This window comes from Acinetobacter sp. YH12102 (assembly GCF_013419125.1).
In the GTDB taxonomy this organism is placed as follows: Bacteria; Pseudomonadota; Gammaproteobacteria; order Pseudomonadales; family Moraxellaceae; genus Acinetobacter; species Acinetobacter pseudolwoffii.
In genome coordinates this window covers 1-9,603 of the sequence record NZ_VPAS01000032.1, presented here as the reverse complement: position 1 = coordinate 9,603, position 9,603 = coordinate 1, and the positions used below count along the sequence as shown (strand labels likewise).

6 protein-coding genes and 2 pseudogenes are annotated in these 9,603 nt (G+C 43.6%); 3 read left to right on the top strand and 5 right to left on the bottom strand.

From position 1 onward, the window contains the following. Positions 1 to 107 (top strand): annotated as a pseudogene (locus FTU42_RS14290) (IS5/IS1182 family transposase); the annotation flags it as partial. Between the two features lie 783 nt (positions 108 to 890). Here the strand turns inward: FTU42_RS14290 and FTU42_RS14285 are convergent. Continuing rightward, positions 891 to 1,253 (bottom strand): endonuclease domain-containing protein, encoded by a 363-nt coding sequence (locus FTU42_RS14285; protein WP_180071925.1) that lies wholly within the window; start codon positions 1,251 to 1,253, stop codon positions 891 to 893. A gap of 261 nt (positions 1,254 to 1,514) precedes the next feature. Between FTU42_RS14285 and dhaK the strand changes: the two genes are divergently transcribed. Further along, positions 1,515 to 3,245 carry a dihydroxyacetone kinase subunit DhaK gene (gene dhaK, locus FTU42_RS14280; RefSeq protein ID WP_180075222.1) on the top strand — a complete coding sequence of 577 codons (1,731 nt, stop codon included), beginning with the start codon at positions 1,515 to 1,517 and terminating at the stop codon, positions 3,243 to 3,245. An 88-nt stretch (positions 3,246 to 3,333) separates the two neighbouring features. Here the strand turns inward: dhaK and FTU42_RS14275 are convergent, their stop codons facing one another. The 3 genes from FTU42_RS14275 to FTU42_RS14265 form a co-directional block, all read right to left on the bottom strand. Then, positions 3,334 to 4,608, bottom strand: coding sequence for a glutaminase (locus tag FTU42_RS14275; RefSeq protein WP_180075223.1), 1,275 nt, complete (start codon positions 4,606 to 4,608; stop codon positions 3,334 to 3,336). Positions 4,609 to 4,826: 218 nt separating this feature from the next. After that, on the bottom strand, positions 4,827 to 5,633 hold the full coding sequence (locus tag FTU42_RS14270; protein WP_100357269.1) for an SDR family oxidoreductase: 807 nt from the start codon (positions 5,631 to 5,633) through the stop codon (positions 4,827 to 4,829). Between the two features lie 20 nt (positions 5,634 to 5,653). Next, positions 5,654 to 6,325 (bottom strand): hypothetical protein, encoded by a 672-nt coding sequence (locus FTU42_RS14265; RefSeq protein ID WP_180075224.1) that lies wholly within the window; start codon positions 6,323 to 6,325, stop codon positions 5,654 to 5,656. A 174-nt stretch (positions 6,326 to 6,499) separates the two neighbouring features. Between FTU42_RS14265 and FTU42_RS14260 the strand changes: the two genes are divergently transcribed. Next, the gene (locus tag FTU42_RS14260; protein ID WP_180075225.1) at positions 6,500 to 9,394 is read left to right on the top strand and encodes a valine--tRNA ligase; all 2,895 of its coding nucleotides are present in this window, start codon (positions 6,500 to 6,502) and stop codon (positions 9,392 to 9,394) included. A gap of 102 nt (positions 9,395 to 9,496) precedes the next feature. On the opposite strand, the pseudogene FTU42_RS14255 reads toward FTU42_RS14260, so the two are convergent. Next, positions 9,497 to 9,603: pseudogene (locus tag FTU42_RS14255) on the bottom strand (IS5/IS1182 family transposase); the annotation flags it as partial.

Sequence of the window (9,603 nt, the reverse complement as noted above, 5' to 3'; positions counted from 1 at the left end):
TGAAAACATTTAGAATATTAAGTGAACGCTATCGAAATAGACGGAAAAGATTCGGTTTACGCATTAACTTAATTGCTGCACTCGTAAACCGGATAAACTTGCAATAATGACTTTCGCAAGAGATCTATAAAATATGAAGAAATTTTTGTACGACTTCAATTTCATATCAAAGATAAAAAACTTATCACCCTTACAAAATTTTTAGTCATTATTAACTTTCGAACTCAAAAAGATTTGATTGATGAGTGGTTTCATCATATTAAGATTCATAAGATAGAAAACTATCAACAACTAATCGATTCTTTTTCGCTCGTAAAGCATAGGAAATCTAAAAGAAGTAAACTATCTAATACACCTTTAGATCTGGGCTGGAGTGTATATCAAGCAGAAAGGTTCCTAAGTGGCTACGAACTCCAAGTTAAATATTCTGATATTGGCGATGAAATTTGGTTTGGATCTAAACTAATTGAATTAGATGATGATTTTAATCCTTCTACATTAATCTACTATATTCAAGGCAATGAAGATGCTGTGAAGCAATTAAAAATTAAACTATTTCTCTATGACATTAATCTTACTCCAAATTACTTAAATACCTTCATCGAAGCTATAAATTGCTTACTCAGAAACTCACTGCAAGCTAGTTTAGATCACGGTCATATAGATAATATTTATAACTTGGAGAATTTTTCAAATACGTTACACAATAAGTTACTTGAATTTCAATATGAAAAATTCACTCATTCAGTTAAACCCACTTGTGAACTATCATTCTGCATAAAGCCCCCCTCCTAGCTTCCCATTTAAAAAGGGAGGAACTAGCCAAATCCACAACCGCAATCAAATTCGCGCGAAGTCCCTCTTTTCCAAAGAGGGATCTAGGGAGATTTTTATGAAAGCTCTTTCAGACAACACTGATAAATCGTTTCCACCACATCATCAATCCGCCCCATCACCTGCCCATTATCAAATCTCAACACTTTCAATCCAAGTTGAGCCAGAGCTTCATCTCGAATGCGATCTGTTTCTAACCCATCTTCCGTAAAGTGTTGACTACCATCACATTCAATGACCAAATTGGCAGCAGGACAATAAAAGTCCACGATGTAATTCATAATTGGTTTTTGCCGATAAAACTGCAAACCTAAAATTTGTTTGCCACGGAGTTTTGACCAGAGCAGCTTTTCAGCCTCAGTCATGTTATTACGTAAATCACGAGAGACTTGTTTTAAGTTTTTATTATAGGGTTTCATTTTTATTCTCTTTTTTTGAATCTCCCCAACCCCCTCTTTTCCAAAGAGGGGGACTTCACGTAAACAAATAAATTACGTGACAGCTCCTTCCTTTTTTAAAGGGAGGTTGGGAGGAATTTAATTTATCAAATATGTGCCCCTTTTCTAACCTCTCAACCCAAAACCACCTGCTTTTACATTTTTAACTCTGCAAAAATCATTACTTTCTATAATAATAGAGCAATAAATTTATCTCCCAAATCAATCACTCTTGGTGTTCCAATGAAAAAACTCATCAACAACCCTGAAAACCTGGTTGTCGAAATGTGCAAAGGCTTTGTCCTCGCTCATCCAGAACTCGCATTTACCGAGTCACACAAAATCATTTCAAGAAAAGCAAAACATAATAATGTCGCACTGATCAGTGGTGGCGGCAGCGGTCACGAGCCGGCACATGCAGGCTTTGTCGGCGCAGGTATGTTAGACGCAGCCGTTTGTGGTGACGTATTTGCATCACCTTCACAAATTCAGGTCTACAAAGCATTGCAGCATGTTGCAACAGACAAAGGCGTGCTGATGATCATTAAAAACTATTCTGGCGATATGATGAATTTCCAGAATGGTGCAGCGCTTGCAACAGATGACGGCATTAACGTGGATTACGTCAAAGTAGCAGATGACATTGCAGTCAAAGACAGCTTATATACTGTCGGTCGTCGTGGTGTTGCCGGTACAGTATTGGTACATAAAATTGCCGGTGCTGCAGCATCAAAAGGCTTAGAACTTCCTGAAGTCAAAGCCATTGCACAAAAAGCTGCAGACAATGTCATTAGCTTGGGTTTCGCTTATAGCTCATGTACCGTTCCTGCCAAAGGCACACCAACCTTTACTCTTGCCGATGATGAAATGGAATACGGCGTGGGCATCCACGGTGAACCGGGGATTCGTCGTGAAAAAATATTGCCATCAAAAGAACTGGCACAACGTATTGTTGATGACCTGTTTCTTGACCGTCCTGACCTGACTGAAGTAGCGGTATTGGTCAATGGTTTTGGTTCAACGCCAATGCAGGAGCTGTATGTCTTTAACAACGATGTTTGCGAACATTTGGCACGTAAAGGCATCAAAATTTATCGTACTTTTGTCGGTAACTACATGACCAGTATCGACATGAACGGTGCATCAGTATCTTTACTTGCGCTGGATGCTGAACTGAAAACCTATTTAGATGCAGAAGCCACTACCCCTGCATTTAAAATGGATGGTTCACCTGCACTACCTTTTGAATTTGCAGCAAAAGATGCATCAGCTGAACGCAGCGCCAATACCGAAGTTGAAACCCAACCTGAACATGCAATAATCAGCAATGAGCAATTCACGATTGAGAATATGCGTTATGTCGTCGATGTCATGGCGGCTTGCATTATTAAAAATGAAGTGCCTTTCTGCGAGCTAGATGCCCATGCCGGCGATGGTGACTTTGGCATGAGCGTGGCCAAAGGCTTTAAACAGCTGAAACGTGAATGGCAAAGTCTGATTCAAGCGCAGCATATGGATGAATTCATGCTGAACTGCTCAATGATCATTATGGAACACTGTGGCGGTGCATCAGGTCCAATCTGGGGTTCAGCCTTCCGTGCCGCGAGTAAGGCCATTCAAGATAAAACCAGTTTAACTGTCGCTGACTTTGCTGAAATGTTGCAGGCGGCAGTCAAAGGCATTCAAGTGATCGGTGAGCGTTCATTTGGTCGTGGTGCCGTGGTGGGGGATAAAACCCTGATTGATGCCCTAGTACCATGTGCAGATTCATGGTCTGCCAATACCGGCAAGACTTTTAAAGAAAACTTTGTCTTGGGTGCAGCGGCTGCGGTAAAAGGTGCAGAATCGACTCAAGAGATTGTGGCACGTATGGGCCGTGCCGGTACGGTCGGTGACCGTAGCTTAGGCTATCCGGATGCCGGTGCACATGGTTTAGGTGTGATCTTTAGCGACATTGCAGCACATATTAAATAAATCATTTATTAAAAAAGCCTCGAATCATCGGGGCTTTTTTTATTTCCGGGATACAGCCGGTGCTCAAGCAAGACAGCAGAAAGAACGTCTATTGAAATTTTTCTAGATACTTGTTCAGGTTTTCTTTGACCACGACCCTTTTATTACCCTTCATCTGTGCTTCACTCAAAATTCCTTCCGAGTCAACCACCACAACAGGATGACCATCCTTTTTCAAACGCGCCACGCCTTCAAATAACATGCGTGCGCCGACATTATGAATTAGGGTCAAATTGGTCAGATCCAGCACAATTCGTTTTTTGCCTTCCGGTTCATCTTCCAAAATACGCAGCAGCATTTCCGATTCAGTAAACTGCAATACGCCACGCAGTTCATACACCACCACATGATCGCGTTTTCCAGTGAGATAACGGTTTTGTAAAATGGTTTGTGCCGACGGCGTCCCTTCCATTAAATGTAGCCCCATTTCCCGGGATATACGTTCAAAGATATCGACCCCACGCGCGCTATGCCCATGTTCATCAATTCGTGGAGAAAATACGGCGATGCCCACCTGTCCAGGCAATACGCCAATAATGCCGCCTGCGACCCCACTTTTTGCCGGAATGCCCACCGTGGTCAGCCAGTCACCGGCAGCATCATACATCCCGCAAGTGAGCATCACGCTCAGGACTTGCCGCACCACAGAGCGATCCAATAATTTTTTACCGGTCTGCGGCTGAATCCCACCGTTGGCGAGTACCCCGGCAATCATCGCCAGGTCTTTGACCGTCACCTTGATTGAACATTGCTTGATATAACCATTGACAATCGCTTCTGGATCTTCTTCCAATACTCCTACTGTACGCAGCATATAACCCAAGGATCTGTTACGAAACGCTGTTTTCAGTTCAGAGGTATATACATCGGTATCAAAACTCAGTTCACGTCCAGCCAAACCGCTTAAAAAACGGCGCAACTGTTCCGCCCGGGATACTGTGCGTTTATAGGGAATCAGGGAATGGGCAGTAATGGCACCTGAATTGATCATCGGATTTTTCGGAATATTGGTGTCTTTCTCCAGTGAAATCTGGTTAAAGGCCTCGCCCGAAGGTTCCACGCCCACTTTTTCCATGACCTTGGTCAGGCCAACTTTCTGCAAGGCCAAGGCATAGGCAAAAGGCTTGGACATGGACTGCATGGTGAACTCAACCTCGTCATCACCGGTGGAATAGATCGTGCCATCTACGGTGGAGAGTGCCAAAGCAAACTTCTCTGGATCGACTGCTGCCAGCTCAGGAATATAGTCGGCCAAGGCCCCTTTATCATTGTCTTGGCAGGAAGTTAAAACATGCTTGAGATAGTCTGGCACTGGTGTTTTCATCGAATGAGCGTCTTCAAATTCACTATTATTTTTAATTAACATAGCGGTTTTTGACTTAAGTACCAGAGTGAAAAGGTAATTTTCTGCATATCTGTGTGATGGGTTGTGCACGCTTTGCGTCAGCTCCTCCAGAAATTAAATTGTAGGTTTGTTCTAATTTTCTTTTTCAGAGCGATCAAAAAAGGGCAATACTGCCCTTTTTATTGAGTCTGGATGATCTATTTCACCTTGGTTTTGCGAATCATTTTGTACAGGACTTTTGGCGAAATACGCGACACCAGTACCCCGAGTTTTTCTTTCTTGCCGCCAATCACGATATATTCTTCGCCGCTCTGCAAAGCTTGTACAGTTTGGCGGGCAAAATCTTCTGCGGACAGACCATTTTCAATCGCTTCATCTGCATGCCCTTGTGGCTTCCCTTGACCATTTAAAGCGTTCAGGGACACATTGGTTTTAACAAAACCGGGGAAAATCACCGATACGCCAATCCCCTGATCTGCCACTTCAGCACGCAGGCTGTTGGCCCACATATGAATTGCTGCTTTGGCTGCGGAATAAGACGCGCGATATTGTGTACCGAGCAAACCTGCAACACTGGAAATAAACACAATACGGCCGGATTTTTGTGCCAGAAAAGTTGGCAGTACGGTTTTGGTCAAAAATACCTGCGAGAAATAATCGACTTCCATAATGGCGCGTTCAGTCTGCATGGTGGTTTCTGCAATCAGGGCACGCTGACTGAGTCCGGCATTATTGATCAGCCAGTCAATCCGGCCTTTTTGTTGCACAACCTGCTCATAGGCATGGCGAACCTGACTTTCATCGGTGATATCAGCCGTGATGGAAATATGTTGATCCGGATTGATCAGGCTTTGGCGCACATTTTCCAGTTCTTCATGACGGCGCGCAGTCAATATCACCTGCGCTCCCTGTGCGGCACATTGCTGTGCAATCGCCTTGCCTATCCCTGAAGATGCGCCAGTAATCCAGACCACTTTTCCATTTAAACTTTCAACTTTCGCCATGAAATCCTGTTTCCTTTGTTTTAATAAATATGGTGCGGCCTTTCATCTTCCAGAAATGCCAGTAAATGCTCGAAATAATAACGTATCGTATCAGCATCATAGATATTACCGAGTTTATCAAAACGTTTATAGCCGAGCTGGGTGGTTAGGTGAATCACCCCATTTAAGGTTTTATCGACCACAACATTAAACTTCAACAGGTTTTTCGGTTCACGGATCAGACAGGTCACGCCCTGATCAACGACCTGGGTAAAGGCTTTGAGTGCCGGCGAGACATACTGATGATTGCCAGTTTTCATCTGATCCACACAACCCAGTAACTCCATCACCAGCATCTTTTCCACCGGATAACGCACAAAAACATCGCCGTCATGCGTATAGGTCATGCGATGCAGATAATTCACCATGGGCATGAGCCGTTCATTGCCAAATAAGGAAACCGACCAAGGCATATATTTACGTGTCGTCTCAATAATGTGCTGAATCACTTTTTCAGATTCACTGTCGGGAGATTTCGCGATCTGCACCATCTGACCAAAAATCTGGTCAATAATTTCACAGGCCATATCGGCCAGATTTTCACCGAGCGGTTTAGCCAGACTGTCTGGATCACCGGCATTTAATCTGGAATGAAGGTCGATAAAGCGCTGATGGGTTTCAGGCTGGATCTTCAGGGAAATGCTATAGCTCATCTTGTTATCCTTTTTAATCTTCTGCGATGAGTCGCGTTTTTTATCTTTGCATCATACGACGAGTTGCTCTGCATGCCAATTGTCTAAAGTTTGCATTTGGTTAAGCTGCCGCATCCACTATTTTTTTTGCTACAATAGATCCAATTTTTCATCTACTTTTGATCTGTTTAGACTATGACTGATTCAGCGCAAAATATCGCGACAACCTACGATCCGACCGAGATCGAGAAAAAATGGTACCAAACTTGGGAAGAGCGCGGCTACTTCAAGCCCTCTGAAAAAGGCGAATCATTCTGTATCATGATTCCGCCGCCAAACGTCACTGGTAACTTGCACATGGGTCATGGTTTTAACAATGCCATCATGGATGCATTGACCCGTTATAACCGTATGTCAGGTAAAAATACGCTTTGGCAACCGGGTACTGACCACGCCGGTATTGCCACCCAAATGGTGGTAGAACGTCAGCTTGGTGCAGAAGGCATTAGCCGTCATGACTTGGGCCGTGAAAAGTTCATCGAAAAAGTCTGGGAATGGAAAGAACAGTCTGGCGGTAATATTACCCGTCAAATCCGTCGTTTGGGTTCTTCTGTAGACTGGTCACGTGAACGCTTCACTATGGATGATGGTCTATCCAATGCGGTCAAAGAGGTATTTGTAAAACTGCATGAACAAGGTTTGATCTACCGTGGTAAACGCCTTGTTAACTGGGATCCAAAATTACAAACGGCGCTTTCTGACTTAGAAGTTGAGTCTGATAAAGAAGAAGCAGGTTCATTGTGGCATCTGAAATATTTCTTTGAAGATAAATCATTGCGCACGCACGATGGCAAAGATTATATCGTGGTCGCAACCACCCGTCCTGAAACCCTGCTCGGTGATACTGCCATTGCAGTTGCCCTGGATGATGAGCGTTATGCGCATCTTGTCGGCAAAAACATCATCCTGCCGATTACCGGTCGTAGCGTGGCAATTGTTAAAGATGAATATGTTGACAAAGAATTTGGTACAGGCTGTGTAAAAATCACCCCTGCGCATGATTTCAATGACTATGAAGTGGGTAAACGCTGCGAATTGCCAATCATCAACATCTTCAACAAAAATGCTGAAGTGTTGGCTGAGTTTGAATACATCGCGAAAGCGGGCGAGCAAATTTCTAAAACCATCCCTGCACCTGCGGAATATGTGGGCTTAGATCGTTTTGAAGCACGTAAAAAATTAGTTGAACAAGCTGAAGCTGAAGGCTGGTTAGAGCAAATCCAACCGTATACGCTTAAACCACCTCGCGGTGACCGTTCAGGGGTCATCGTTGAGCCGTTACTGACGGATCAATGGTATGTGAAAATTGCACCGCTTGCTGAGCCTGCAATTAAAGCGGTGAAAGATGGCGAGATTAAATTTGTACCTGAGCAATACAGCAACATGTACATGGCGTGGATGAACAACATCCAAGACTGGTGTATCTCGCGTCAATTGTGGTGGGGTCACCGCATTCCTGCTTGGTACGATGTAGATGGTAATGTTTATGTAGGTCGTGACGAAGCTGAAGTTCGTGCGAAAAACAATATCCCTGCCGATGTTCAATTAGACCAAGACGAAGACGTACTCGATACATGGTTCTCATCGGGTCTTTGGACGTTCTCAACTTTAGGTTGGACTGGCGATGAAGCCAAAGATAAAGAAAACTATTTCTTAAATACTTTCCACCCGACTGATGTACTTGTGACTGGTTTTGACATCATCTTCTTCTGGGTTGCCCGCATGATCATGATGACCATGCACTTCATGAAGAATGAAGATGGTACGCCACAAGTACCGTTTAAAACTGTGTACGTTCACGGTTTGGTTCGTGATGGCGAAGGTCAGAAGATGTCTAAATCTAAGGGTAACGTACTTGACCCATTAGACTTGATTGACGGCGTGGATCTTGAAACTTTAGTACAAAAACGTACCACAGGTTTGATGAACCCGAAACAGGCAGCGAAGATTGAAAAATCAACCCGTAAAGAATTCCCTGAAGGGATTCAATCTTACGGTACTGACGCAGTTCGTTTCACCTTCTGTGCACTTGCAAACACCGGTCGTGACATTAAATTCGACATGAAACGTGTTGAAGGTTACCGTAACTTTGCCAACAAAATCTGGAACGCAACACGTTTCGTGATGATGAATGTCGAAGGTCAAACTATCGGTTCAGAAGCACGTCAAGACCTTTGGGAATTGCCTGAACAATGGATCGTTAGCCGTCTACAAAAAGCGACTGCTGCGGTACAAACTGCATTTGCGACTTACCGTTTAGACTTAGCTGCACAAGCGATTTACGAATTCATCTGGAATGAATACTGTGACTGGTATGTTGAATTAACCAAACCGGTTCTTAACGATGAAAATGTATCGGAAGAGCGTAAAGCTGAAGTACGTCGTGTATTGCTTGCGGTGATGGAAGCGTCTTTACGTTTGGCTCATCCGTTGATGCCTTATCTGACTGAAGAAATCTGGCAAACGCTTGCGCCTAAACTTGGTATCGCTGGCGAAACCATCATGCTTGCGCAGTACCCAACTGCTGACGAAGCATTGATTAATGACCAGGCTGAAGCAGATATGCAATGGCTGCAAGGTTTGATTGGTGCGGTACGTAACATCCGTGGTGAGATGGGCTTAGGTAATGCACGCTTGTTGCCTGTTCTACTTCAAAACACCACTGATGCTGAAAAAGCGCAGATCACACGTATTGAAGCGTTATTCACTGCGTTGGCTAAAGTTGAGAGCATTACTTTCCTTGCGGACGATGAACAACCGCCATTGTCTTCTTCATCTGTAGTGGGTCATGTGTCTGTGTTCGTTCCAATGAAGGGCTTAATTGACCCTAAAGCGGAATTGGGTCGTCTACAAAAAGACTTAGACAAGGTTCAAAAACAGCATGACCAAATTGCCACTAAACTTGGCAATGAAGGTTTTGTCGCGAAAGCGCCTGCTGCGGTTGTTGAAGGCGAGAAAGTAAAACTTGCTGAGTTTGCTGATCAGTTAGCGAAAATTAAAGCGAATATGGAGCAGATTGCAGCGCTTTAATGTGTTGTTAGTTTGATCTAATTTGTAGTATAAAGGGCTGATTATTTAGCCCTTTATTATTAAATATAAAATTTGACGAAATTATTAGGGTCTGTTGACATTTCAAGTATAGAATTTACCCGATAAAGGTAGCCAAATAAATATACAAGCTAATACAACTGCCCCCTCATAGCTACACTTTAGCTTATCATATCGTGTTGCTATTCCTC

Excerpts from the sequence above, each read along its gene's own strand:
- FTU42_RS14285 (WP_180071925.1), bottom strand. The coding sequence starts at position 1,253 with ATGAAACCCTATAATAAAAACTTAAAACAAGTCTCTCGTGATTTACGT.
- dhaK (WP_180075222.1), top strand. The coding sequence starts at position 1,515 with ATGAAAAAACTCATCAACAACCCTGAAAACCTGGTTGTCGAAATGTGC.
- FTU42_RS14275 (WP_180075223.1), bottom strand. The coding sequence starts at position 4,608 with ATGAAAACACCAGTGCCAGACTATCTCAAGCATGTTTTAACTTCCTGC.
- FTU42_RS14270 (WP_100357269.1), bottom strand. The coding sequence starts at position 5,633 with ATGGCGAAAGTTGAAAGTTTAAATGGAAAAGTGGTCTGGATTACTGGC.
- FTU42_RS14265 (WP_180075224.1), bottom strand. The coding sequence starts at position 6,325 with ATGAGCTATAGCATTTCCCTGAAGATCCAGCCTGAAACCCATCAGCGC.
- FTU42_RS14260 (WP_180075225.1), top strand. The coding sequence starts at position 6,500 with ATGACTGATTCAGCGCAAAATATCGCGACAACCTACGATCCGACCGAG.